This is a genomic window from Nocardia iowensis (assembly GCF_019222765.1).
In the GTDB taxonomy this organism is placed as follows: domain Bacteria; phylum Actinomycetota; class Actinomycetes; order Mycobacteriales; family Mycobacteriaceae; genus Nocardia; species Nocardia iowensis.
On the sequence record NZ_CP078145.1, the window covers coordinates 4,673,277 to 4,699,306 of the forward strand.

The window sequence follows — 26,030 nt, forward strand, 5'->3', positions numbered from 1 at the left end:
CGAGGCGCGCCATACCGTTACCTACTTGTGACATCCCAACTGGGCTTTCACCCCGCTGTGACGGTAGCCACACGATTGCCGAACCTGCATGGACCTCCCGTACGTTCGTCCCATGCCCGTGACCGTTCCGTTATCTTCTCGTCGGGGCGCGACCCGGACCCGTCGCCACCGTGCCGCCACCCGCGCGGTGGCCGTGTCCGCGGTCGTCAGCGCCTCGCTCGGCGTCCTCGCCGCCGCCGATCAGCAATCGACCGACCCCACCGGCCACCTGACCGCCGGAAAGCCCGCCTCCGCCGACACCGATGTGGCCACTCAGGCCAAGTTCACCGCGTTCACCCCGCGCGAAGCGCAGATGCCGCAGATCGTGCCGGACAACGTCGTGTGGGAACAGCACCGCATCGCGGTGGAGGCCGCCCGACCCAAGACCGTCCGCCCCATCGGGGGAATCCTGACCTCGACCTTCGGCATGCGCTGGGGCTCGCTGCACGCGGGCCTCGACCTGGCCGACGCGATCGGCACCCCGATCGCCGCAGTCACCGACGGCGTCGTGATCGAGGCCGGACCGGCCAGCGGCTTCGGCATGTGGGTGCGGGTGCAGCAGGACGACGGCACCATCGGCATCTACGGCCACGTCAACGACATCCTGGCCACTGTCGGCCAGCAGGTCCGCGCGGGCGACATCATCGCCACCGTCGGCAACCGCGGTTTCTCCACCGGCCCGCACCTGCACTACGAGGTCCACCTGCCCAGCGGCGAGCCCATCGACCCGCTCCCCTGGCTGGCCAGCCGCGGTATCGACGTCCTGCGTAACCCGTCCTAGTCCAGCACCTTTCGTGAGTCGATGAGGGCTCACGAACGGAGAATGCGAGCGCCCCGGCCGCGACCGTGTCAATGGAGACACGTTCGCGGCCGGGGCGTTCGCGCGTTACCCGGGGTCCGCCCGCCGACTGCATAACGCTGCCGCACAACAGCTTCCGGACGCATACACGCGCGATCAGCGCGACCTCTTCGGCGCCTGTGTCACTTCCGTGTTCACCCCTTCTATAGCGCCTCGATGCGCGCGGGAACGTGCTTGTGCCATGGCGTGCCCGCGATGGCGTCGCGCCAGGTGACGTCGGTGAGTTCGTTGGCGGCGACGCCGGTGCGCTGGGTGCCGTCTCCGTCGGGCAGGTCGAGGCCTAAGCCGTTGGGGAGGGAGGCGTGGCCTGGTTGCATGCGGTCGTTGATTTCCACGGTCGAGACGGCGGTGCCGCGGCGGGTGGTGATGCGAGCGCGGTCGCCGGTGGTGAGGCCGAGGTCAGCGGCGTCGTCGGGATTGAGACGCAGGGCGCCGTCGGGGTCGCGGCGGCGCCAGGTGTCATCACGGAAGATGGTGTTGGCGGTGAAGGAACGACGCTCCCCTGCGGCCAGGACGAACGGGAATTCAGCACTCGTGTGAGTGGCCGGAGTGTTCGCGAGGTCGCGCAGGGCGTGTAGCAGTTCCGGTATCGCGACGGGGATGCGCTTGTCGGGATGGGGTAGGTAGTCCCATGCGTCGGCGTAGTCGTCCACGGTGAAGGTGACGCCGGAGCGGCCTGCGAGGATCGCGTCGAAGAGGGCCTCGGCGTCGCGGTGCCCGGCGCGGCGCATGGCGGCGGGATAGACCTTGGCGATGCGCTGGGCGAGCGCCCACAGGACCGCGGCGGAGCGGGCGTTGTCGGGCAGGGTCGGGCCCAGTGTCTCGTACAGCACATACGGCGCCACGCCTGCGAGGGATTTGTCGGTCGCGAGCAGTGCGGCAAACGCCCATTTGTACGGTCGGCGACCGAGTTTCGCGGCCCTCCGCAGCACGGCGAGCTTGCCGCCGCCGACAGTGCCGAGCTCACGCAGCAGTCTGGCGTAGATCTCGGGTTCGGGCAGGGTGCCCGGCAGCGGGTCGAGCACCGGCGCGCGTAGGTGAAAGGTGTTGTGCGGGAATTCGAGATTGAAGAACGTCGCTTCCCACTTCTCGAATTGGCTGGCCGCGGGCAGCACGTAGTCGGCGTGCCGCGCTGTCTCGGTGAACGCGACATCGAGCACGACGACCAGGTCCAGCGCGTCGAGAGCTCGGCGGAACGTAGCTGAATCAGCAAGGGAGTGTGCGGGATTCGATGATTCGATGATCATCGCGCGGAAGCGGTCGGGATGGTCGGTGAGGATTTCCTCCGTGATGGAGTTGCACGGCACCATGCCGCCGAGGATCGGAGCGCCGGTGACGGGAGTGCGTTTGATGTCGACGCTGTACCCGGCCAGCGGAGCCATCCACGAATGTGGGTGCATGGCACCGCGTTTGGCGAAGTTGCCGGTGAGCAGCCAGAGCAGTTTGTTCAGATACGAGATGAGGGTGCTGTTGGGGCTCTGCTGCACACCGAGGTCTTCGTACGTGGCGACGCTGTCGGCAATTCCGATGCGGTAGGCAGCGGCGCGCAGCAGTTGTTCAGGGACACCGCAGATTTCGGCGTAGGCGGCGACGTCGATGCCGGAAAACTCGTGCAGCACCGCCTCGGACCCGGTGGTGTGCTCGGTGAGGAAATTGTGGTCGACGAGGTCGTCCTGGACCAGGATGGCGAGGATCGCGGACAAGCACCAGGCATCGGTGCCCGGGCGTAGTTGCAGGTGGATGTCGGCGAGGTCGGCGGTTTCGGTGCGCACCGGGTCCAGCACGATCATGCTGCGGGCGGGATCCTTGGCGATCTGTTGCAGCACCGTTCGTGCGCGCGGGACGCCGTGCGACTGCCAAGGGTTCTTGCCGAGGAACACCGACACCTCGGCATGCTCGAAATCGCCGGTGGTGTGACCGCCGGTGAGGTGCGCGTCGACCCAGCCTTCGCCGGTCTTCTCCTGCGCCAGCGCGCTGGACCGGTAGCGGGCACCGACGGCGCGGCGCAGTGCGCCACTGTAAGCGCCGCCGAGGTGATTGCCCTGTCCCCCGCCGCCGTAGTAGAAGATCTTGTCACCGCCGTATCGGTTCTTGACCTCGGTGAGGCGCTCGGCGACCTCGGAAATAGCGGTGTCCCAGTCGATTTCGGTGAAGGTGCCGTCGGGTTCGCGGCGCAGCGGTGCGGTCAGGCGAGCGCCGCCATTCTGATAGTGGTCGAGTCGCAGCGCCTTGTTGCAGGTGTATCCGGCGGAGGCGACATGCTCCTTGTCGCCACGGATTTTGGCGAAGCGGCGGTCGTCGAGTTGGATCAGCAGGCCGCAGTTGTTCTCGCAGAGAATGCACGCGGTTTTGTGCCACTCATCCTGGGCAGTGGTCATGACTTCCCTCTAACGCTCGACTCCGACACGCCCGCTGGCGCTATGTCTCTGACGTGCCCGCTCACGAGTTCGACCTCCGACATTCCCGCGGGCACACCTGTGGTTCGCTCGCTCATTTGCCGACCTGGTCGACGCGGGTGCCGTCGAGCCACGGTTTGAGGTCGGCGAGAAACGGGGTATCGCCCAGCCTTTCGAGGTCTTCGAAGAAGGCAGTGGTGGTGCGTCCCGCCGCGGCGGTCGTGCCCGCGGAGATGAATCCGGCTTGCTCGCGGTCGAGGCCGCGGGAGAGCGACTTGTCGGTGCCGAAGTAGATGGCGCGCTTGGCTTCCGCGATGGCGACGGGATTGCGGGCGGCCAATCGCGCTGCGGTTGCTTGGGTTTCGGCCAGGAGTTGGGCTTCCGGGACCAGCCGATGGACGAGGCCGAGTCGGTAGCCTTCTTGCGCCGACAGCGGTGCGCCCTCCAGGGTGACCTCAATAGCCTTGGCGGCGCCGAGCAGTCGAGACAGCCGCTGGGTTCCACCGCCACCTGGGATCAAGTTGGCCAGTATTTCGATCTGACCCAATTTGACGTGATCGGCGTCGGCGGCATAGCGCAGGTCGCAGGACAGGGCGATCTCATGGCCGCCGCCGAGCGCGGGACCATTGATCGCGGCCAGATACACCACCGCGGAGCGGTTCATCCGCAACGTGGTCTTCTTCCAGCGATGCCCCCACACCAGGCCCGCGCCGAGCCCGCCGCCGAAGCGTTCAGCCAGCCGCGCCGCACCGGGCAGCCGCATCGCCACGTCGCCGATCCGCAGGAACGGGGCCGCCACCCGAGCCGGGATGAACGGATGCGGCAGCTCGATCATGCCGGTGAGCGCGCTCGGGTCGGCATGGGTGAGGAAACGGCCGGGCAGCCCGCCGGTGAGCACGACCGCGCCCACCGTGTCGTCTGCATCCGCGGCGGCGGTCAGTATGTCGAGGTCACGGACGAATTCGGGAGTGGCGAAATTGAGCGGTGGCGCGACGACCCGCGCCGTCAGCACCCGCCCATCTTGGTCCAATTCGATGGTCTCCAACTGGAGGTCGGCGGCAGACATCGGCGGCTCCTTCGATGCGCATGTCAACGGCCGGATGACGAGTCTGCTTCGGCGCAAACCCGATTCGTTCGTACCCGGACCCGTTCTTGACTATGGTGTCCACCATAATAGGTGTGTCAAGAGGTACCACCCACTACCGCGGCTGAGCAGTACCGATCGGCAGCCTGGAGCTCAGTCATCGGACAGCCGAATAGGCTCCGGCACAATCTCATCCGCGGTGCAATGTAGCGGCGGTCCGGCGGAGCGGGACGTCAGTTCTGGCGGCGGACGGTGGGGATCAGGTCGCGCAGTTCGTGGGTGATGTCGTCCAGCGGTGCGAGGTCGTGCTGGGCTCGGCACAGGGCGATAGCGCCCTCGAATGCGGTGACGGTGAGGGTGGCGAGGCGGCGGGCGCGGGGTTCGGGGATGCCGTCGCGGACCAGCATGTCGGCGAGGGCATGTTGCCAGCGGCTGAAGATGTCGGCGGCGGCGCGCGCGAATTCCGGTGCGTCGTCGTTGGTTTCGACGGCCACCGCGAACACCGGGCAGCCGGCACGGAAGTCACTGTCGACCAAGGTGCGCCGCCACAGCGCCGCGAACTGGTCGAGCGCGGTCACCGGATCGCTGTCCCTGGTCAACCGCTCGATGAACTCGGACATGACGGCACCCGCCGCGACAACCGCGTCATTGATCAGCTCCGTGCGCCCACCGGGAAAATGGTGATACACCGACCCCCGCGGCGCACCGGTACTGCTGAGCACCCGATCCACACTGGTAGCACTGGCCCCATGAATCCGCAACGACTCCACCGCGCCCTCGATCATCCGCCGCCGCGCATCCCCCGGCCGCGAACGTACAGAACCCTCACTACGCGCTCGGCGTGTCCCTGCCATACCGCCATGTTATGGGATGTGCCATAAACGTGACGCGGCATGGGTCGAAGGACAGATCCACCGACAGCCGACGCCGCCATCAGCAGTACCCAGCGTCCTCATGATCAACGGGACACAGTCGAGGCATTTCACGAGTAAGACTCCCGTGTTGTCGCGTTGATCGTGATCGGGGACCGATGGCCGGTGGCCCCTCTGCCAGCTAGCGGATCGGTTGAACGCCCAGCCCGCCATGCCAGCCGGGATTACAAAGGACTCCAACGAACCGCAGTGAGCATGATCAACGAGGCGTGGTTGAGGGGTTTCGTGGGTGCGGCCTCGGTGGGGTCCCGTCTGATTGTGGTCAGGTGGTTCGGGGGGCTACTCGGGTGGCGTGGAAGTCGAGGAAGGCTGCGAGGGTGTCGGTGGGGGCTTCGACCTGGGGGTAGTGGCCTACCTTGGGGAGTTCGACGACGTCGGGGGTGGGGATCAGTTCGCGGTAGCGGCGGACCATGTGGGCGCCGGAGACAGGGTCGAGTAGGCCGTCGATGAGGCGGAGCGGCACCTTGGTGTCGCGCAGGGCACCGACCCAGCGTTCGCGATGTTTGCGGCGTTCGCTCATGTAGCGGATCAGCTTGTGGCCGTTACGTTTACCGTGTTTGCTGCACCACAGGGTCCAGAACTGGTCCAGCTCTTCTCTGCTCGGCTTGGTGTCGGGGCCGAAGACGCCGGACAGGCTGCTGGTGAAGGCGCGCTCGCTGGCGAGCATGCCGGCCAATGGTCCGAGCGGACTGGCCAGCAGGCGCTGCACCGGCCGGGCGCGGTGGGTCTCGGGGAACAGTCCGCCGTTGAGCAGGCATACCGATTCGATCACCAGCGACTCATCACCCGCGGCGCGGCGATCGATGTCGCGGGCCAGCAATTCCTGGGCGACGGTATCGCCGTAGTCGTGGGCGAGGATGTGGACGCGGGCGATCCCGTGTTCCCGCAACAGCTCCTCGTGGATGTCGGCCTGGTCGGCGATCGAGTAGGTGTAGTTGCGCGGCTTGGCCGACCAGCCGAAGCCGATCATGTCCGGCGCGATCACCCGGCCGAACCGGTCGCACAGACCGGGCCAGATGGCGTGCCAGTCCCAGGACGCCGTCGGGAATCCGTGGATGCAGAGCAGTGTTCCGGCAGCCCCGCCACCGTCGTCGCGATAGAAGATCTGATGGCCGCGATGGGTGTACCGCCTGCCGTTCGCCCGCCAGGACGCAAACTCCTCCATGCCTACCTCCTTGTCGCCGACAAGCATGGACCCCGAACCCCGTCGGCACAGGAAATTCGTCGACACCGGACGTGTCATCTACCGCGCGTCGGATTGCCGCGAATGCGCTCTGCGAGAATGCCACGGTGCATGTCGCGATCGGCTTGGTGGTTCTCGTTGCGTCGGCAGCGGCGCTGGCGGCGCTGGCCCGCCGGTTCGGCATCTCCGAACCGCTGGTGTTGACCCTGGCCGGAGTAGCGGCGTCGTATCTGCCACTGGTGCCGGAGGTCCACGTCGAGCCGGAGATCATCCTGCTCGGCTTGCTGCCGCCGCTGCTGTACACCGCGGCGATCCGGACCTCGCTGGTGGATTTCCGCGCGAACGCGGCGACCATCGCGTTCCTGTCGGTGGGTTTGGTGCTGTTCAGTACCTTCGTCGTGGCGGCCGTGGTGTGGTGGCTGCTTCCGGTGCCGTTCGCGGTGGCGGTGGCGCTCGGCGCGGTGGTGGCGCCGCCGGATGCGGTGGCCGCGACGGCGGTGGCGCGGCGGATCGGGATGCCACGCCAGATCGTCACCATCCTCGAGGCCGAGTCGCTGTTCAACGACGCGACGGCACTGGTGACGTTGCGTACCGCGATCGCGGCGGCGGCCGGTGCGGTGTCGGTGTGGAGCGCGGGCGGGGACTTTTTGCTGGCAGCGGGCGGCGGCGCGGTGGTCGGCATTGCGGTCGCGTATCTGCTTGCGCTGCTGCGCCGTCGGATCACCGACCCGGTGCTGGATACGACGCTGTCGTTCCTCGCGCCGTTCGCCGCGTACCTGCCCGCCGAAGGTATTCACGCGTCCGGCGTGATCGCGGTGGTCACCTGCGGGATGATCCTCGGGCACGGCGCACCGGTCTGGCAGAGTGCGGCCTCGCGAATCGCGGAACGGACGAATTGGCGCACCATCCAGTTCATTCTGGAGAGCTCGGTGTTCGTGCTCATCGGGTTGCAGGTGCGCGGGATCCTCGAAGGCGCGTGGAGCAGCGGGCTCGATCATGGCACCCTGGTGGTCACCGCGATCGCGGTGCTGCTCGCGACGATGGTGGCGCGGCCACTGTGGATCTTCCCGTGGGCGTTGGTGTTCCGCAGGATCGGCCGGACCGCCGCGGATGTGCCGTTGACGCATCCGGCGGTGGTGTCCTGGGCGGGGATGCGTGGCGTGGTGACGCTGGCCGCGGTGCTGCTGCTGCCGGAGGACACGCCGCAGCTGCCGGTGCTGAAGCTGCTCGCGCTCGTGGTTGTCGCGGGAACCCTACTGCTACAAGGCACTTCGCTGCCGTGGTTGGTGCGGCTGCTGCGGCTGCGTGGGCCGAGCCGGGCCGAGGACGCGTTGCGCAAGGCGAGCCTGCTGCAGCAGGCAACCACGGCCGGACTGACCGCGCTGGAAGCCCAGATCACGCCCGCCACGCCGCCAGGGGTGGTGCAGCAGTTGCGCGATCGGGTGGCGTGGAAGGCCAATGCCGCATGGGAGCGGTTGGGGCGCGCGGAGTCCGAGCAGGCCACACCGACCGCGGAGTACCGGAGGCTGCGCCTGGAGATGTTGCGCGCGGAACGGGAAACGGTGCTGCGCGTGCGGGATTCGGGCACGGTGGACTACGAGATCCTGCAGCACGTGCTGGCCAGGCTGGATCTGGAAGAGTCGATGATCGATCGATACGACGAGGCCGAGGAGGAGCGCGTCGAACCGCTCGCCGTTCCGTTAGCCGCCGAGAACTGTGCGCATCTGCAGGCCGCGCCGCTGGTCATGGACCCCGTCGAACCCGACGAGTGCACCGAATGCCTGGCCGAAGGACTGACCTGGGTGCACTTGCGAATGTGCTTGTCCTGCGGGCACATTGCGTGCTGCGATTCGTCGGTCGGCAATCACGCGACCAAGCACTACGGCAGCAGTGGGCATCCGGTGATGCGTAGTGTCGAGCCAGGTGAGGCATGGCGGTGGTGCTATGTGGACGAGTTGCTGGGCTGATCGATTCGAGCGGGTGCCGTTCCGATTTGGGTATCAGAAACGAAACAGCGCGGCGGTCGTCGACGACTGCGACCCGACACAACATGCGCAGCACCGGGTTGCCCGTCGTCGCGTGCGGCGTAGCCAACGTGCGCGGCACCCGTCTGCCGGACGTCGCGCCGCCTTACACGCCGTGCCGGTGCCGAGCTTGGCCGTCGTCCCGCACGACCTCGGCACCGCCATAACCCAACGCACACGGCGGGTCTCCCCCTTCCCACAGCCGCGGGCACACGCCGTAAGGCAACATGCACGGCCCCGGACTTGCCCGTCATTTCGAACAGGCACCCCGCGCGGTCAGCGGCGGGCGTGCGAGTAGATGAGGCGGGCGTATTCGGTGAGGAGCTTGTCCAAGGAGAGGTCCTCGCCGCCTGCGGCGATTTGCTGGTAGCCGATCAGCATCGCCATGCCGAGCGAGGTGACCACGGCGGAGGTGTCGTCGTCGCCGACCACTCCCTTGATCGCCTTGTGCACTGTGCGCCTGCGGGATTCGTCGACCCGCTTGAGCGCCAGGTTGACCGATTCGTCGTTGGCGGCCCAGGCGCGAATGGCTGCTTCGGCGGCGTGGTGCAGGCCGACGGCGAGGTCGGACATGGCGCGGATGTCGTCATCGGGGTTGCCCTGGTTGAACTTCAGCGTCCGCAGGATCAGCACCTGCCGGTTCTCCCAATGCTCGAGCAGGGCGTCGACGAAACCCTGCCAGCTGCCGAAGTGGTGATAGAACGAGCCGCTGGTGACACCGAGCCGCCGGCACAGCACACCGATGTTGAGGCCCTTGAAGCCGAATTCCGCGAGCACCTCCAGAGCGGTGTCGAAGTACTGCTCCTTGGTGACCACACGTGACATGCCGGGTGCCGTTCTGTTCGTTCGGGCAGGAGTGGGGAGGACCGAACAGTACCCCATTGTCTCGTCGGCTCGTACGAGGATAGCCATGCGGTCGCGATGCCGTTCGAGCGACCCCGAGTACCAGTTACCTGGTGAAATACGTAGTGCGCGTGGATGATCGAGAGGTTGCGCGGCAAGCAGCGAGCGGTCGCGCAGCACCCGGGAGCCGTTTTGCTTCGCCTGGCCGTTCCTCAATACTCTTGGCGGACAGCCCGATCCGTAGTTCAGCCGCTATATAGCCGAACCGGCGAACCCACGCGCCGCCCGGGCCGAACCGGAACTTCGCTGACCAGCCGCGCCATCACTCCGGCGCAGGCTGAACCTCCTCCTCCGCCTCCGGCGGCGCAGCGGTCACCACATCGATCTGCTCGCCGATGTACCGAATCACCACCGCCGCCACCGCCGCGACCGGGACGGCAAGGAACGCACCGACGACCCCGTACAGCGAAGCTCCCGCGGTGACGGCGAGCAACACGATCACCGCGTGCAACTTCATGCTCCGACTCTGCAACACCGGTTGCAGCACATTCCCTTCGAGCTGCTGCACCGCGATGATGATGCCGAGCACGATCAACGCCGTGGTGAACCCGTTGCCAACGAGCGCAACGAGCACCGCAAGCGCACCGGCCACGAACGCACCGACCATCGGAACAAAACCACCGATGAAGGTGATCACAGCAAGCACCAATGCCAACGGAACACCGAGAATCACCAACCCGGCGCCGATGAAGATCGCGTCGATCAAGCTGACCAGCGCCTGGGTCCGGATGAAGCCGCCGAGGGTCCCCCAAACCCGATTCAGCACCTCTTCCACATGGCGACCGCTGCGGCTGCCGAGCACGGCATGCAGCCAGGGCAGCAGGCGCGGCCCGTCCTTGACGAAGAAGAAGGTCAGTACGAGCACCAGGAACACGGTGACGAGCACCGACGTCGCCGTGGACACGCCGCTGAACACCCCACCGGCGATCTGCGCGGCGCTCGATTGGAGCCGGGACACGATCGCGTCGACCGCGGAATCGAGCTGCTCGTCACGGATCCGCAGCGGCGGACCCTGCAGCCAGTCACGCACCCGATTGACACCCTCGGTCGATTTATCGGCGAGGTCCGGTGCCTGGTCCACCACCGACGGCACGATCAGCGCGATGATGCCGGCCAGCGCGCCGACGAATCCGACCATCGTGATCGTCGCCGCCAGGGCGGGACGCAAGCCGTGCCGGACGAGCCACCCGGTGGGCGGCCACAACACCGTGGCCACGACGATCGCCAGCGCCACCGGCAGCAGGACCACCCACAGCTTCGCGAAGACGTACATCAGCACCCAGGCGCCCGCCGCGATCGCGACGATGCACAGTGCCCATTTCGCCAGCCAGATGATCCCGGCCCCGATCACGTCGCCGCGGTCGGGCACCGCGTGACTGCCGGTCAGCTTGTCGGTGTTCTCGGGTCGCTTGTCGGTGTTGTCGCGACTCTTGTCGATGTTGTGCTGAATGTCTTCGCTGGGCCCACTCACGCGCCAAGTCTTGCACGAGGGCTATGCACGAGCAGGTCATTGCATGCCGCGCGCCGCGGCGTGCGGTAGTCACCGCAGGATGGTTTCGAGAGCTCGCGGATGCACCCGATCGACCGGTATCCGCTGACCGAGACCTGCTCCCGCGGGTCGGCGCCGTCCCGGTAGGTTCGAATGATCTTGTCTGAAGGAGGGCCAACCTTGACCGCCGCAGCCACCTTGGAACGCAACGGGCACATCGCCGTCATCACGCTGAACCGACCCGAGGCCATGAACGCGGTGAATGCCGCGTTGTCCAGCGCGGTGGGTGCCGCGCTCGACGAGCTCGCCGCTGATCCGGAGCTGCGCGTCGGGGTGATCACCGGGGCCGGGCGTGCTTTCTGCGCCGGAGCCGACCTCAAGGAGCTGGCGCGGGGCAACGGGATTCACGATCCGGCGCATCCGGAGTACGGATTCGCCGGGCTGGTGCAGCATTTCGTGGACAAACCGCTGATCGCGGCGGTCAACGGGTTCGCGCTCGGTGGTGGCACCGAGATCGTGCTGGCCAGTGATCTCGCGGTGATGAGCGAGGATGCCTCGCTCGGACTGCCCGAGGTCAAGCGTGGATTGCTGGCTGCGGCAGGCGGTTTGCTGCGGTTGCCACGCGCGATCCCACCCAAAATCGCGCTCGAGATGGCGTTGACCGGCACCCCGATCGATGCCGCGAGTGCCGCGCACTGGGGTCTCGTCAACCGCGTGGTACCCGCCGACCAGGTGCTGCCCACCGCCCTCGAACTGGCCGGAACCATCGCCGCGAACGCGCCGCTGGCGGTTCTTGCCTCCAAACGAATCATCCACCGTGTCAATGACTTCGGCTCCGACTGGGATACGCCGATCTGGCAGATGAGTCTCGAGGAAGCGGGCCCCGTATTCGTCAGCAAGGACGCCGCCGAGGGTCCCCGCGCTTTCGCCGAAAAGCGCGCCCCACAGTGGCGCGGCGAGTAGGACCGGCTTTCACGATCAGTGGCACATGGCGCTGCGGCATCTCGCGAGTAGCGGTCTTTGTCATGTGCCGTTGATCATGATGGGAGACGGCTGGGCGGCGAGTCAGGGGCGTTCTGGCGGGGTGAGGTGGGTGTCGAAGAAGGTGAAGATGCGTTGCCAGGCGTCGCGGGTCGCGTCTTCGTTGTAGCCGAGGCCGGTGACGCGCAGGACCGGGTCGGCGGGGGTGAGGTTGGCGAAGGCGTGGGTGACCTTGGGGTAGATCTTGATGTCGTGGTCGACGCCGAGCTCGGTCAACGCCAGGTCCAGTTTGCGTGGGGCACCCACCAAGAGCGGGTCACGTTGCGCATAACTGGCGACCACCGGGCAGGCGCCCGCGAGTTGGGCGCGGTAGTCGCCGTAGAGCGTCGGATAAAACGGCGCGGACGCGTCGAAACCCTTCGGCGCGACCAGTAACGCGAACCCGCCGCCCATGCAGAAACCGATAACTGCTGTGCGCCCGGTGCAATCGGGTTCGGCGACGAGCCGATCACGCGCGGCCAGGACGTCACGCACCGGCGGCCCGTCTCCGGTGAACACCAGCGCCCGATAGATCGCGCGAATGCATCGAACACGCCCGCGCGAGAACAGATTCGGCGCGATCGTCAGATACCCGTAATCGGCCAGCATCCGCACGGTCCGCCGCACATCCGCACTGAACCCCACCCCGTCGTGAATCACCACCACCCCTGGCCACGGCCCCTGCCCCGACGGCCGCGCCAGCACCGCCTCCAGCCGCCCATCCGGCGCGCTGAGCTCAATCGTCTGCATACCCATCGAATCTAGGTCAGTGTCTCAGACATGTACAGCACTCTCCGCGCGCGAGCGCGGGCCGCACGCCCACATGGTTTCACGGTCCAGCGCGTGGCCATGATCCGTGAACCACGGTGAGTGGACGTGGCTGCGGCACGTGGCGTTGCACGTGGTTTGGGCTGGCGTGGTCGTTGCTGCGACGTGCGGGCCGTGGCCGCTAGGTGTGGAGACGCGGACGCGGCGTGTGGCGGAGGTGTTTGGCGCCTAGCCGTGGCTCATGATCCTTGGCGGCCGACCATGAGGAATCAGTGGGGCGCGAGGGCGGCGAGGAGGCTGCGAGCGAAGCGTTCGTAGCGGGCGATGCTGAACTGTTCGGGGTCGGTGAGGAGTTGGCGGCCAGCGCGTTCGCCGACGGCGAGTAGGGAGTCGGCCAGTAGTTCCAGGTCGATGTCGGCCAAGCCGGGTCGACGGTCGCGACCCCATTCGAGGAGGGTGCGGAGTTTGTCTCGCGCGAATCGCATCGCGGCTGCGGATCGTTCGCGGACCTGGCTGGGTGCGTCGTCGGCGGGAAGGAGCAGCAGGCGCCACGACTCGGGCTGAGCGGTGACCGCGGTGAGCAGATTCTTCATCGCCGCGACGAGCGTGTCGTCGAAGTCGGCGTCATCGGTGCAGACGGGCATCGCCTCGGCCAGTGTCGCCAGCGCCCGCTGCCCCTCGCGCTCCAGCACCGCGAGCAGCAGCGGCTCCACGCCCGGATATGCCGCGTAGACACGAGGTTTGGCGAGTTGCGCCTCGCGGGAGATCGCCTCCATGGTGATCGCCCCATAGCCGTGCCGGGTGAGCAGCCGCAGCGCGGCATCGAGCACCTGCTCGCGACGCACCGCCAGCTGCATCCGCGGCTGCCGGGGACGCTTTGCGGGCTGACTCACCGCGCTCACATTAGTCGTCAGCGTGCACCAATCGCCGAGCGAGCGCGCTCCGCCCAACCCGGCCTACTCGGTCTGGCCACGAACGATGTCTGCCCGCGCACGATACGGCTGCCAGCGCATGTCGGGTCTGGCCCTGATTCGTGCGCGCAGCGCGAAATCGTTTGCAGCAGTTGCCGCACTGGCGGGTTCAGCGATGGGCGGGGGTGCGGGGGCGGGATTCCGCGGGCTTGGTTGGGGTTTGGCTGGGGAGGCGGAGGCGTTTGAGGGACAACGCGTTCAAAGCGACGATGATGCTGGAGCCTGACATCGACATGGCGGCGATTTCGGGGCGCAGGGTGAAGCCGAACGCGGGGACGAAGACGCCTGCGGCGATGGGGAGGGCGATGGTGTTGTAGCCGACGGCCCAGGCGAGGTTCTGGTGCATTTTGCGTAGGGTGCCGCGGCCGATACGCAGGGCGGTTGGGACGTCGAGTGGGTCCGAGCGCATCAGGACGAGGTCGGCGGTTTCGATGGCGACGTCGGTACCCGCGCCGATGGCGATGCCCAGGTCGGCACCGGCCAGCGCGGGGGCATCGTTGACGCCGTCGCCGACCATGGCGACCTTGCGGCCATCGTGTTGCAGCTCGGCGACTTTCGCGGCCTTGTCGCCGGGGAGGACTTCGGCGATGACGGTGTCGATGCCGAGGTCGGCGGCGATGCGTTCGGCGGTGGCGCGGTTGTCGCCGGTCAACATCACTACCTCCACGCCGAGGTCGTGCAGTTCGGCGACCGCGGCCGCGGAGGTGTCGCGAAGTGCGTCGGCCAGAGCGATCACTGCGGCGGCGGTTCCGTCGATCGCGGCGAGGACGGCGGTGTGGCCGGAGTCGGTGAGCCGATCACGGTGCGCGGCAAGGGATCCGAGATCGATGTGCTCCCGGTCGAACAGTCGGCGGTTGCCGACCACCACGCGATGGCCGCCGACCTCGGCGATGGCGCCATGGCCGGGAACGTTCTCGAACCTTCCTGCGGTCAGCCCGGCACTGCGGGTTTCGGCGTGCCGGACGATGGCGGCGGCGAGTGGGTGTTCGGATTCGCGTTCTACGGCGGCGACGAGACGCAGCACCTCGTCGGCCGAATATCCGTCGGCGGTCACCACATCGGTGACTTCCGGTTCGCCTTTGGTGAGGGTGCCGGTCTTGTCCATCACGACGGTGTCGATGCGCGCCGCGCCTTCCAGTGCCAGCGCATTCTTGAACAGCACACCGCGTTTCGCGCCGAGTCCGGAGCCGACCATGATCGCTGTCGGGGTGGCGAGGCCGAGCGCGTCGGGGCAGGTGATCACGACGACGGTGATGGCGAACAACATCGCCTTGGCGAATGACGCACCGACCAGCAGCCACACCACCAGCGTCAACGCGCCGCCGATCAGCGCGACCAGCACCAGCCAGAACGCGGCACGGTCAGCCAGCTTCTGACCTGGCGCCTTCGAATTCTGCGCCTGCTGAACCAGTTCCACGATCTGTGCCAGCGCGGTGTCCGCCCCGACTTTGGTGGCGCGCACCCGCAACGTGCCGTTGGTGTTCAGCGACGCGCCGATCACCGTCGAGCCCGGTTCCTTGTGCACCGGCATGCTCTCACCGGTCACCATCGACTCGTCGACCTCGCTGTCACCCTCCTCCACGACACCGTCGACGGCGATCTTCGCGCCAGGTCGCACCAGCAGCGTGTCGCCGACGACCACTTCGGCGGTGGGCACCTCGACCGGCGTGCCGTCGCGGATCACCTCCGCCTTGGGCGGCGCCAGGTCCAGCAGCGCGCGGATGGCATCGTTGGCACCGCCGCGGGCCCGCATCTCGAACCAATGCCCGAGCAGCACAAAGGTAGCCAGCATGGTCGAGGCCTCATAGAACACCTCACCACCGCCGGTCAGGGTGATTGCCAGCGAGTACAGCCAGCCCGCCCCGATCCCCACCGCGACCAACACCATCATGTCCAACGTGCGCGCACGCAACGCGGCCACCGCGCCGGTGAAGAAGATCGCCGACGAATAGAAGATCACCGGCAAACTCAGCACCAACGCCCAAATGTCCTGCCGCAGACCGAACGGGACCGGCAGGTGCAGGCCGAACATGTCGGTGGCCATTGGCGACCACAACATGACCAACACCGAGAACACGGCCGCAACGACGAACCGGTTCCGCATATCGGCAGCCATATCCGCCATCGACATACCGGCGTGACCGGCGTGTGCCATGTGCGCATCGTGTCCGGCGTGCTCATCGCGGTCGGCTCGCGAAGCCCGAGTGTCACCGGGCACGGCGTCGGTGGGGCTCTCGTACACAGCATGTGCGGTCGGCGAGGTGTCCGCGGGCGGGGCGGCGTCCGCGGGCGGGGCGGCGTCGGCGGTCAATGCGGTGTCGGCGGCGCGGGTGCGGCGCGTGGGACTATCGCCGGTCGCCGTGTGGTCTGGCCGCCGCTGTCCGTCGGTGCGCGGCTCGACCAAGGGATCGCAGATGTGATTCGGGACCGAGCGGCCCGCGCAGTGGTAGCCGCAGTCGCGGACCCAGCCTGCGAGTTCGGCGACTGAGGTGATGGTGGGGTCGTAGGCGACGGTGGCGGTTTGGGCGGCCGGGTTGGCGGCGACGTCGAGGACGCCCGGTCTGCGGCGGAGTACGGCGGTGACGACATTGGCTTGGCTGGCCCAGCGGACACCGCGTACGTCGAGGACGGCGGTGCGGCGGTGCGGGTGGCGGTCCTGCATGTCGTGGTTCACGTAGCTCACTCCTTCGAAAGCTCGGCTCGAGGATCGAGCCGACGCGTGCCGTCGGTCAGAACTTCCCATCGACCATATACCCCTACGGGGTAGGTGTCTAACTTGGATCGCGAATGCCGAAGCGGGAAACCAGTTGTCACAGGCTCGTAGTGTCTACCTCGTGGTTGACATCACCAGCTTGCTCGCGGCCTACGACGAGCAGATGCGCGGGGCGCCGCCGAACCTTCCCGCGGGCGTCCGTTGGGAGCAGGACGGGCCGCTCGTCCGAGTCGTCGGGAACTTCCGCGGCTTCCTCAGCGCACCGCCCGACGTGGAAGTCCGTGACGCGGAACTGGATCGGCTGATCGTCCGGCAACGCGACTACTTCGCCGCCCGTGGCGAGGCGGTGGAGTGGACCACCCGTGGTCACGACCGGCCGAGGGATCTCCCCGACCGTCTGCGGGCCGCGGGATTCGTCCCCGAGGAAGAGGAGACGATCCTCATCGCCACGACGGCCGAGTTGTCCGCCGAAGCGGTGCCGCCGGACGGCGTTGTCATTCGTGAGGTCGCCGAGCCGTCCGATCTGCGCCGCATAGCCGCTATGGAGTCGACCGTCTGGGGCACCGATATGGGCTGGCTGGCCGACGACCTCAACCGACGCGTCGCCGCCGCACCCTACGACACCATCATCTACGTCGCAGAAGCCGCCGACGAGGTGGTCTCGGCGGCCTGGATGGTCGTCCGCGCGGGCACGGAGTTCGCTGGCCTCTGGGGCGGCTCAACCCTGCCCGCGTGGCGCGGCAAGGGCATCTACCGAGCGCTGGTGGCCGCCCGCGTCGAACGCGCCATCGCCCGCGCCATCCGCTACCTCCAGGTAGACGCCTCCGCCGACAGTGCCCCCATCCTCCGCCGTCTCGGCTTCCACGCCGTCACCACCACCACGCCGTACGTCTGGTCACCTCCTGCGCCCTGACACTGCATCCCATTCGAAATCCCGGCGGCCTATCGCCAACCGTCGATGTCGGCGGTGGTGGTGGCGTCTCGTCGGCGGCGAAGTCGAAGTCGGCGAAGTCGGCGGCGTCTCGGCTGTGGCGGCGGCCTTTCGGCGGCGGGCGTCGCGGCTGTGGCGGGCGTCTGAGCGGCGGCGTCGCCGCTCTCGACCCGCCGCCGCACGCCGACGCGCAGCCGCACAGCACGCCAACGTGATCGACCGCGTCAGTTGAACCGATCACGCCACGGTTGGCCGGGGAAATGGGGCGAAACGTTCCCGTGGGGGTTTCGGGACACTTACCGTCTCAGAGAGATAGATGTAGTGAACGGGGTTGTGCCATGACCGAACCGATGACGTCCTGCGCCGCATTTCAGCGGGTTGCGGCCATTGATCCCGACGCGGTTGCGGTTCGGTCGGTCGGGGGCGAGCACAGTTTGACCTGGCGGGACTATGCCGCGCAGGTGCGGGAAATCGCGGCGGGGTTGAGTGCGCTCGGGGTCGGGCGCGGCGACACGGTCGCGTTGATGATGGCCAATCGGGTGGAGTTCTATCCACTCGAGGTGGGTGCGCAGCACACCGGGGCCACCTCGTTTTCGGTGTACAACACTCTGGTTCCCGAGCAGTTGAACTATGTGTTCGGCAACGCGGGCAACCGGGTGGTGATCTGCGAGGCGCAGTATGTGGACCGGATCCGGGCATGCGGGGTGCCGATCGAGACCATCGTCAGCCTGGACGGCAACCCGCCAGGAACGCTCAGCGTGGCCGAGCTGAAGGCGTTGGGGCGCAGCGATTTCGACTTCGAGGCGAGCTGGCGGGCGGTGCGGCCGGACGATGTGGTGACCCTCTGCTACACCTCGGGTACCACCGGTAACCCGAAGGGCGTCGAGCTCACCCACGCCAACCTGCTGTTCGACGCGCATGCCTTCGCCTCGGTGCTGCCCGTCGAATTCGGTGACCGGCAGACCTCCTACCTGCCGACCGCGCACATGGCCGACCGATTCACCGCGCTGTACCTGCAGGAGGTGTTCGGCACCCAGATCACCGTCGTGCCGGATCGCGCCCAATTGCTCGCCGCGCTGCTGGATGCCAGACCCACGATCTGGGGCGCTGTCCCGCGCGTGTGGGAAAAGTTCAAGGCCGCACTCGAATTCGCCGCCGCCAACGAGCCCGACGATGCCACGTGCGCGGGTCTGCAATGGGCGCTCGGCGTCGCCGCCCGCAAGGCCGCCGCCCAACTCGCCGGCGAACCGGTCGACGACGCGCTCGCCGACGAATGGGCGAAGGCCGATGCCGCGGTGCTGTCCAAGCTGCGCGCGAAACTCGGTCTCGACCAAGTGAAGTGGGCGATGTCGGGTGCCGCGCCGATCCCGCCGGAGACGCTCGGCTTCTTCTTCGGCCTCGGCATTCCCATCTCCGAGGTGTGGGGCATGTCCGAATTGACCTGTGTGGCCTCGGTCAGCGCACCGGACGATGCCCGGCTCGGCACGGTCGGCCGACTGCTGCCCGGCCTGGAAGCCACCATCGCCGAGGACGGCGAGTTCCTGGTCCGAGGTCCTTCGGTCATGCGCGCCTACCGCGACGAACCGGTCAAGACCGCCGAGGCGCTCGACGCCGACGGCTGGCTGCACACCGGCGACATCCTCACCCAGGACGCCGACGGATACCTGCGCGTTATCGACCGCAAGAAAGAACTCATCATCAATTCCGCCGGAAAGAACATGTCCCCGGCCAACATCGAGAACGCCATCAAAGCCGCGACCCCGCTCATCGGCTCCATCGCCACCATCGGCGACCAGCGCCCGTTCAACACCGCGCTCATCGTCATCGACGCCGAAACCGCGGAACCCTATGCCGTCCAGCATGATTTACCCGACGCCTCCGCCGCCGCACTAGCCGCCGACCCCGGCGTCATCGCCGAGATCGCCCGCGGCGTAGCAGCGGGCAACGCCAAACTCTCCCGGGTAGAACAGATCAAACGCTTCACCGTCCTCCCGTCCTTCTGGGAACCCGGCGGCGACGAGATCACCCTCACCATGAAACTCCGCCGCAAACCCATCGCCGCCAAATACGCCCCCGACATCGACCGGCTATACGCCCCCGATCTCGCCCCCGGAGTCCACGAACCCACCACCACCGAAACCACCAGCCCCGGCTAGGCCTCCGACAACGCGCCGAGCGGGACACCACCGTGCGTCCACTCGCGATTCCCCGCAGCCATGTCCCGTTCGGCGAATTGGTCCAGCCGCATCGGGACACCGGGCGGAGACGCCACCAACCGCCACCCCGACCGCGTGGCTGCAAATGCCGTAATCCTGGGTCTCGGCGTGTGCCCGCCGCAGCAATGGTTCAGGACTCGAGGATTGTGGTCCAGACTCGGATAGTGAATATGGCTTCGGCGGGCGCACCTTCGGGGAAGAAGGGCCGGATTTCCTCGGATAGCGAGTGACGCAGTTCCGCCAGGTCGCATGTCGAGGTCGCGACTGCCGTATTGCTCTGGCTCACGAGATAATTGGCGGCTGTCTCAGGTGTCAGCGGAACCCGCCACTGCTCTTCGGAGTGTGTGGTCGGGCCGAAACCTGCTTCGCGGGCGGCCTCGGGGTCGAAGTGCGGTTGGCGGCGCACCGAGGGATAGCGGGACGCGTACTCGCCCGCCATCCATTCGGCGAACGCGGGGCGACCCACCAAATCGCCGTGGAAGTAGTCGCTGTAGACCGCGAGCCCACCACCGCTGCGCAGGACACGGGCTAATTCGGCCAGCACACTCGGCTGATCGAACCAATGGAATGCCGTGGCGACCGTAGTCAACTCGGCGATGCCGTCCGCCAGCGGAAGTCGCTCGGCCGCCGCCGCGACGAACTGCGCCTGCGGGTGTCGCTCGGCCGCACGCAACATTGCCACCGACGCATCACAGGCCACCACCCGCTCGGCCGCCTCGAGCACGGCCCGCGTGGACAGCCCGGTACCGCAGCCGACATCCACCGCCACGCCGACACGACCGATCCCCAGCTGCCGCAACGCAATCCGCAGCGCCTCCGGATGGTAGTAAAGCCGCCCACGAACATAACGCTCGGCGATCGCCTCGCTGTCGAACGGATTGCGCACCGATACCCCTCCCCGAACTGCGATCCCGCATCACCTGATGCATGGCGGCACGTAGTGCATCACGGCACCGAGTGCATCGCGGTCAATGACTGCGCGACGAAACGCCCTGTCGACCAGGCTATCTCGCAAGACGAACACGGAGCCACAACCAGTGACCGGGGCGACACCGGCACCCGAACGACTACAGCGTGATCCCCAGTAGGCCGTCGACAGCGGCGGTGATCGCTGCGGGGGCGTCGGTTTCGGGGCCGCCGTAGTCCAGTGCCTGGCGGGCCCAATTGTCCACGGCGTCCAGGGCTTTCGGGGTATCAAGGTCGTCGGCCAGGTGTTGGCGGAGGCGGGCGATGGTGTCGCTGGCCGCGGGGCCCGATTCGAGCGCGGTGGCTCGGCGCCACAGGTCGAGGCGGGTCTTGGCCTGTTCGAGGACCGCGTCGGTCCACATGCGGTCCTGGCGGTAGTGGCCGGCCAGCAGCCCGAGGCGGATCGCGGCCGGGTCGACGCCGCTGCGGCGCAGGGTGGAGACCAGCACGAGGTTGCCCTTGGACTTGGACATCTTCTCGCCGTCCAGACCGATCAAACCGGCGTGCACGTAGTGGCGGGCGAAGCGGCGGCCCGCGATGAGCGCCTCGGCGTGCGCGGCGGAGTACTCGTGGTGCGGGTAGATCAGGTCGCTGCCGCCGCCCTGGATGTCGAACTCGGCGCCGATTCGGTTGAGCGCGATCGCCGAACACTCGATATGCCAGCCGGGACGGCCCGCGCCGAACGGGGCGGGCCAGGACGGTTCGCCTGGACGCTCGGCGCGCCACAGCAGCGCATCGATAGTGTCGCGCTTGCCGGGGCGCTCGGGGTCGCCGCCGCGTTCGGCGAACAGCCGCTCCATGGTGGCGCGGTCGTAACCGGATTCGTAACCGAACTGCTCGGTGGCGTCGGCGCGGAAGTACACATCGGGGAACTCGGCGTCGTCGACGATGTACGCCGCACCCGAGGCCAGCAGCTTCTGCACGAATTCGACGACCTCGTCGACGGATTCGATGGCGCCGACGTACTCCCGCGGCGGCACGATGCGCAATGCGGACATGTCTTCGCGGAACAGTTCGATCTCGCGGGTGCCCAGCTCGCGCCAATCCAGGCCGTCGCGCTCGGCCCGCTCGAACAGCGGGTCGTCGACGTCGGTCACGTTTTGCACGTAGTGCACCTCGTGGCCCGCGTCGCGCAGCAGCCGGTTGACCAGATCGAAGGTCAGGTAGGTGGCGGCGTGACCGAGATGGGTGGCGTCATAGGGGGTGATCCCGCAGACGTACATGGTGGCGGTGGCACCGGGTGTCACCGGCCGCACCTGACGGTCGGCGGTGTCGTACAACCGCAACGGTGGCCCTGCTCCGGGGATGGTGGGTAGGGCTGTATCGGACCAGGACTGCATGATTCGAGGGTAAAGGTGTGGTCGAGATCATCGCCCCCCGCCCCAGCCCAGCGGCCGCCATACGCCGCTGACCTGCCGGTCCCGACCTGCACATTTCAGCAAATCATGGGATGTCAAGATTTTCGCTCACGCAGAATCAGCTGTCGGCGGACCCGGCGACGGGTACATCGCGGCGTCGCGGGGCCATGGAGTCAAGCGAAGACGGTATCGCCCTGCCCTCGCCATGACAATGAGGAATTCGACCTCCTAGGTCGGTTGGAGGCATCGGCGGCACAGCGTGCAACTCTGCGTTCACTGCGGAATCGCCGTGATCGGCGCGGCACCACACGCTGTCGAACTGGTCGACGACAGTCGCGTGGACCCGCGTAGGACATGACGGTTCAGAGCGATCGCGCCAACCTCCAACCTCCAGTCACGAGCGGAATGAAGTGTGGCCGAGCGCTCGTGGCCAGGCCGGGGCCAGCTACCGCCGAGTTGCGCAGTCGGAGCGCCGGACCCCGGCGCTCTGGTCGGCGACAGCAGCGCCCTTCCATGCGAGGCGGTGCGGATCCGAGCGGATTACGTTGGGCACAAGCCACGTTCGGCACTGTGTGCAATCTCGCAGTCAATGCGGAAACGAACCGCCTGAGCCCCAACCTATTTCAGAACGCCGGCCACGGAATCGGCCGGGACGTACGCGGAGTCGGCATCACCGGGTCGTCGACCAACTCCTGGGTTCGGTCTACCAACGCTTCGATCTCGGCGTCGGTGATGTGCTCGGCGAGCTCGTCCGCGACGGCGCCGGGCAATTCTTTGGCGAACGCGGTGATATCGGCGACCAGCGCGTCGCTGAGCGGTTGTCCGGCCCAGCCCCACAGCACGGTGCGCAATTTGTGCTCGCTGTGCAGGCAGATGCCGTGGTCGACGCCGTACACCTGCCCGTCCGTGCCTTCCAGCGCGTGCCCGCCCTTGCGGTCGGCGTTGTTCAGCAGCACGTCCAGCACGGCCATTCGTTGCAGCCGCGGGTCGTCGGCGTGGATGAGCGAGACCTCGTTGCCTGCCGGGTCCTGCGCGCGCAGTACCTCACGGAAGCCGTCGGGGACCGCGCCGGGCGGGCAGAGGTCGACGAGGTCGAGGCGGTCGCCCTGGTCGGTGTGGTTGTCCACGCCCTCGACCCAGCGTTGCACCATGCCGACGCCATACGGTCCGTCGCGCAGGATCGTTTCCGGGATCACGCCCCAGCCGAGCGCGGCCGAGATCAGATACGACGCCACCTCCCGGCCCGCGAGGGTGCCATCGGGAAAGTCCCACAGCGGTCGTTCGCCGCGCACCGGCTTGTACACCACCCGCAGCGGCGGTTCGACCTCATCGAGGATGTCGCAGACCAGGGTCACGTTGCTGGCGGTACTGATCCGCCCGATCACTGTCAGCTCGCCGCTGTGGAACCGATCCCCGGCCCGCGTCACCGATCACTCCTCTAGCTCGGCCGCGCCGAAGATGTCTCCGCGCTTGTATCCATTGGTGCGCACGCACATGTGTCCACGAGACGACAACGGTTCCCCGCACAGCGGGCACGGTGGCCGGCCCGCCGCGATCACCCGGGTCGAACGCAATGCGAACTCGCGGGCCTGGATCGGGGTGAGGAACACGCGGACCGCGTCCGGGCCTTCCTCGGTGTCGTCGAGCACCACCGATTCGTCGACCTCGGTCTCGGTGATCGCCAGCAGCTCGACCACCACGGCGTTCGCGTCGGCGTCCCAGCCGAGGCCCATGGTGCCGACCCGGAACTCGGCGTCGACCGGCGTCACCAGCGGCGCGGTGTCGCCGATGTCCTCGGGCTGCGGCGGCACCTCGGCGCCGAAGCGGCGGGCCACCTCGTCCAACAGCAGGCCCATCCGATCGGCGAGCACCTTCACCTGCTGCTTTTCCAGCAGCACGCTGACGACTCGCGGTTCCTGGACGGCCTGCAGATAGAACGCGCGATCGCCCGGCTCACCGACGGTCCCGGCGACGAAACGATCGGGGGTGCGAAATACATGGATTGCGCGTGACACATGCACCTCCTGATACGTGACCCTGATCCGACTACCCACGGCGTTGCGACGCCGACTACCCGTTTACAAGTAATCTCAGCGCTCCGCATTCCCATTATCCGCACTCCCGGTATTGCCTAGCTCGCCGCCGGGAACGGGACCGGTGGTGTCGACCGTGGCGTCTTGCTGTTCGGCACGGGAATCGGCAACGGGGCGTTGCTGATTCGAGAGCGCGGACAGGTCGGTGCCGGTGTCGTTGAGCCGCCACACATACGGCGCGGTCGGGGTGTAGCGGATAACACTGATCGACGCGGGTTCCACCATGATCCGCTGAAACCCATCCAGATGGATACCCAATGCGTCGGCAAGTACCGACTTGATGACGTCACCGTGCGTGCAGGCCACCCACAGCGCGTCGTGTCCGTGCTGCTCGGCGAGCGCGCGGTCGTGCTCGCGCAGCGCGGCGACCGCGCGGCTTTGCACCTGCGCCAGCCCTTCCCCACCGGGGAACACGGCGCCGGAGGCGTGCCGCTGCACGACCTTCCATAACGGCTCGTTCAGCAGTTCGGCGATGGGTCGCCCGGTCCACTCGCCGTAATCGACCTCGATCAGCCGGTCGTCGAAGACCGGTTCCAACCCGAACTTCTCCGCCAGCGGCGCCACCGTTCGCTGGCAGCGCAGCAGCGGCGAGTGCACGATCCGTTCGATCGGCAGCCCGGCGAGCCTTTCGGCAACAGCCCTGGCCTGCTCGTTGCCGTGCTCGGTCAGTTCGACGCCGGTGCTGCGACCGGCCAGGGTGCGGGCGGTGTTCGAGGTCGAGACTCCGTGTCGGAGCAGAATCACCGTCATGTAGCCAGCCTAAGCCCACCCGTCGCCCGGCCCCCGCCCCTCATGGGATCGCTCCGCGATGCTGATTTCATGTGGCCGACACAACCCCCGCGGCCAGCAGCCCCATCACGATCAGACCGAGCAAGATCCGGTAGCCGACGAACCAGTCCAGCGAATGCTTCGCAACGAACTTCAGCAGCCACGCCACCGACGCGTACCCGACGACGAACGCGAGCAACGTCGCCACGATCAGCTGCGCGCCGCTGGCATTGAGCCCCTCACCGGCAGGTTTGAACGCGTCCGGAATGCTGAACAAGCCGGACGCGGTGACCGCGGGAATCGCCAGCAGGAACGAGAACCGCACGGACGCTTCACGCGTCAGCCCGAGGAACAGACCCGCCGACGAGGTGGCACCGGAACGCGACACACCGGGAATCAACGCGAGGCACTGGGCGAACCCCATCACCAGGCCGTCCCGGGTGGTCAGCTGTTCTAGCGGGCGCTGCTTGCGTCCGTAATACTCGGCGGCCGCGATGACCAGCGCGAACGCGATCAGCATGAACGAAATGAGCCACAGGTTGCGGGCCGCGGTGCGGATCACGTCCTTGAACAGGAAGCCGAGCACGCCGATCGGGATGGTGGCGATGATCACATACCAGCCGATGCGGTAGTCCAGTTCGCGCTGGGTCTCCTCATCGAAGTAGCCCGCCTGTGCCGCGTTCCAAACCGGCAGCTTCGTCGTGACCTGGTCGGTGATCGGGACTGTCTGCCTGGACGACGCGCTCAGCTTGCGCAGCACCGTGGTGAACCAGGCCTGCACGATCCGCCAGATGTCCTTGGCGAAATACACCAGGACGGCGGCCTCGGTGCCGAGCTGGGTGACGGCGGTGAACGAGGCGCCCGCGTCGTCGCCGAAGAACACGCCGGACACGATCCGCAGATGCGCCGACGACGAGATCGGCAGGAACTCGGTGAGTCCCTGCACGAGTCCGAGCACCAGCGCCTGCACCCAGGTCATCGATTCGCCCGTCACGCAGCCTCCTGGTGTCTCATGCCGCCTCCATCTGTTCTTGCCCGAAAGAACTGTTCCGACTGGGCAATTGGTCAACCGGGGTCGCAGGCGAGTGATGACCGCCGCAATCCCGCAGCGACAGTACAGTGTCGAGGCCGGAGCGGCATGCCCGCACCGTCGGCCGCAGTGGGTTCACAGACATCTCTGACCTGCCGCACAGACGCCGCCGCGCGCTTCGGTAACTCGGCTGCCCGCACGGTGGTTCGCCGATTCCACCCGCGACGCGCGAGGCGCTGTGCGGGTAGGCGGCCGCATGCGCGCACACGCTCTAGGCTTGGCGCCGT

The 26,030-nt window shown here is 67.4% G+C and carries 20 protein-coding genes; 5 read left to right on the forward strand and 15 right to left on the reverse strand.

The window, feature by feature from the left end; all coding sequences use genetic code 11:
* The first annotated feature begins 112 nt into the window (after window positions 1-112).
* Window positions 113-820: a M23 family metallopeptidase gene (locus tag KV110_RS21655; protein ID WP_218469101.1), complete on the forward strand. Its 708-nt coding sequence runs from the start codon at window positions 113-115 to the stop codon at window positions 818-820.
* 221 nt (window positions 821-1,041) lie between these two features.
* On the opposite strand, the gene KV110_RS21660 is transcribed toward KV110_RS21655, so the two are convergent.
* The 4 genes from KV110_RS21660 to KV110_RS21675 form a co-directional block, all read right to left on the reverse strand.
* Window positions 1,042-3,276, reverse strand: a complete 2,235-nt coding sequence (locus tag KV110_RS21660; RefSeq protein ID WP_218469102.1) for a molybdopterin-dependent oxidoreductase — start codon at window positions 3,274-3,276, stop codon at window positions 1,042-1,044.
* A 112-nt stretch (window positions 3,277-3,388) separates the two neighbouring features.
* The gene (locus KV110_RS41840; RefSeq protein WP_218469103.1) at window positions 3,389-4,360 is read right to left on the reverse strand and encodes an enoyl-CoA hydratase/isomerase family protein; all 972 of its coding nucleotides are present in this window, start codon (window positions 4,358-4,360) and stop codon (window positions 3,389-3,391) included.
* A gap of 251 nt (window positions 4,361-4,611) precedes the next feature.
* Window positions 4,612-5,232 (reverse strand): TetR/AcrR family transcriptional regulator, encoded by a 621-nt coding sequence (locus tag KV110_RS21670; RefSeq protein ID WP_281427667.1) that lies wholly within the window; start codon window positions 5,230-5,232, stop codon window positions 4,612-4,614.
* A gap of 340 nt (window positions 5,233-5,572) precedes the next feature.
* Window positions 5,573-6,475, reverse strand: coding sequence for an alpha/beta fold hydrolase (locus tag KV110_RS21675; protein WP_218469104.1), 903 nt, complete (start codon window positions 6,473-6,475; stop codon window positions 5,573-5,575).
* Window positions 6,476-6,600: 125 nt separating this feature from the next.
* On the opposite strand from KV110_RS21675, the gene KV110_RS21680 reads away from it, so the two are divergent.
* Complete coding sequence (locus KV110_RS21680; protein ID WP_218469105.1) at window positions 6,601-8,460, forward strand: Na+/H+ antiporter; 1,860 nt, start codon at window positions 6,601-6,603, stop codon at window positions 8,458-8,460.
* Window positions 8,461-8,793: 333 nt separating this feature from the next.
* Here KV110_RS21680 and KV110_RS21685 read toward each other — a convergent pair whose 3' ends face one another.
* Both KV110_RS21685 and KV110_RS21690 read right to left on the reverse strand, forming a co-directional pair.
* The gene (locus tag KV110_RS21685) at window positions 8,794-9,342 is read right to left on the reverse strand and encodes a TetR/AcrR family transcriptional regulator (RefSeq protein WP_218469106.1); all 549 of its coding nucleotides are present in this window, start codon (window positions 9,340-9,342) and stop codon (window positions 8,794-8,796) included.
* 340 nt (window positions 9,343-9,682) lie between these two features.
* On the reverse strand, window positions 9,683-10,807 hold the full coding sequence (locus KV110_RS21690) for an AI-2E family transporter (RefSeq protein WP_393539671.1): 1,125 nt from the start codon (window positions 10,805-10,807) through the stop codon (window positions 9,683-9,685).
* Between the two features lie 261 nt (window positions 10,808-11,068).
* Between KV110_RS21690 and KV110_RS21695 the strand changes: the two genes are divergently transcribed.
* On the forward strand, window positions 11,069-11,872 hold the full coding sequence (locus KV110_RS21695) for a crotonase/enoyl-CoA hydratase family protein (RefSeq protein WP_393539668.1): 804 nt from the start codon (window positions 11,069-11,071) through the stop codon (window positions 11,870-11,872).
* A gap of 102 nt (window positions 11,873-11,974) precedes the next feature.
* Here the strand turns inward: KV110_RS21695 and KV110_RS21700 are convergent, their stop codons facing one another.
* The 3 genes from KV110_RS21700 to KV110_RS21710 form a co-directional block, all read right to left on the reverse strand.
* Complete coding sequence (locus KV110_RS21700; RefSeq protein WP_218469108.1) at window positions 11,975-12,679, reverse strand: dienelactone hydrolase family protein; 705 nt, start codon at window positions 12,677-12,679, stop codon at window positions 11,975-11,977.
* A 287-nt stretch (window positions 12,680-12,966) separates the two neighbouring features.
* On the reverse strand, window positions 12,967-13,590 hold the full coding sequence (locus KV110_RS21705) for a TetR/AcrR family transcriptional regulator (protein ID WP_218469109.1): 624 nt from the start codon (window positions 13,588-13,590) through the stop codon (window positions 12,967-12,969).
* 187 nt (window positions 13,591-13,777) lie between these two features.
* Entirely contained in the window at window positions 13,778-16,330 is a 2,553-nt protein-coding gene (locus KV110_RS21710; protein WP_218478754.1) for a heavy metal translocating P-type ATPase, read from the reverse strand.
* A gap of 172 nt (window positions 16,331-16,502) precedes the next feature.
* Between KV110_RS21710 and KV110_RS21715 the strand changes: the two genes are divergently transcribed.
* Together KV110_RS21715 and fadD11 are read left to right on the forward strand one after the other, a co-directional pair.
* Window positions 16,503-17,294, forward strand: a complete 792-nt coding sequence (locus KV110_RS21715; RefSeq protein ID WP_218469110.1) for a GNAT family N-acetyltransferase — start codon at window positions 16,503-16,505, stop codon at window positions 17,292-17,294.
* Between the two features lie 356 nt (window positions 17,295-17,650).
* Window positions 17,651-19,468, forward strand: coding sequence for a fatty acid--CoA ligase FadD11 (gene fadD11, locus KV110_RS21720; RefSeq protein ID WP_218469111.1), 1,818 nt, complete (start codon window positions 17,651-17,653; stop codon window positions 19,466-19,468).
* A gap of 190 nt (window positions 19,469-19,658) precedes the next feature.
* Here the strand turns inward: fadD11 and KV110_RS21725 are convergent, their stop codons facing one another.
* From KV110_RS21725 to KV110_RS21750, 6 genes are all read right to left on the reverse strand, one after another.
* Window positions 19,659-20,414: a class I SAM-dependent methyltransferase gene (locus tag KV110_RS21725; protein ID WP_218469112.1), complete on the reverse strand. Its 756-nt coding sequence runs from the start codon at window positions 20,412-20,414 to the stop codon at window positions 19,659-19,661.
* Window positions 20,415-20,595: 181 nt separating this feature from the next.
* Complete coding sequence (gene mshC, locus KV110_RS21730) at window positions 20,596-21,834, reverse strand: cysteine--1-D-myo-inosityl 2-amino-2-deoxy-alpha-D-glucopyranoside ligase (RefSeq protein WP_218469113.1); 1,239 nt, start codon at window positions 21,832-21,834, stop codon at window positions 20,596-20,598.
* A 641-nt stretch (window positions 21,835-22,475) separates the two neighbouring features.
* Complete coding sequence (locus KV110_RS21735; RefSeq protein WP_218469114.1) at window positions 22,476-23,279, reverse strand: SCO1664 family protein; 804 nt, start codon at window positions 23,277-23,279, stop codon at window positions 22,476-22,478.
* Between the two features lie 3 nt (window positions 23,280-23,282).
* Complete coding sequence (locus KV110_RS21740; protein WP_218469115.1) at window positions 23,283-23,867, reverse strand: DUF3090 domain-containing protein; 585 nt, start codon at window positions 23,865-23,867, stop codon at window positions 23,283-23,285.
* A 75-nt stretch (window positions 23,868-23,942) separates the two neighbouring features.
* Complete coding sequence (locus KV110_RS21745; protein WP_218469116.1) at window positions 23,943-24,695, reverse strand: histidine phosphatase family protein; 753 nt, start codon at window positions 24,693-24,695, stop codon at window positions 23,943-23,945.
* A 67-nt stretch (window positions 24,696-24,762) separates the two neighbouring features.
* Window positions 24,763-25,692: an undecaprenyl-diphosphate phosphatase gene (locus KV110_RS21750; RefSeq protein ID WP_218478756.1), complete on the reverse strand. Its 930-nt coding sequence runs from the start codon at window positions 25,690-25,692 to the stop codon at window positions 24,763-24,765.
* Between the last annotated feature and the right edge of the window lie 338 nt (window positions 25,693-26,030).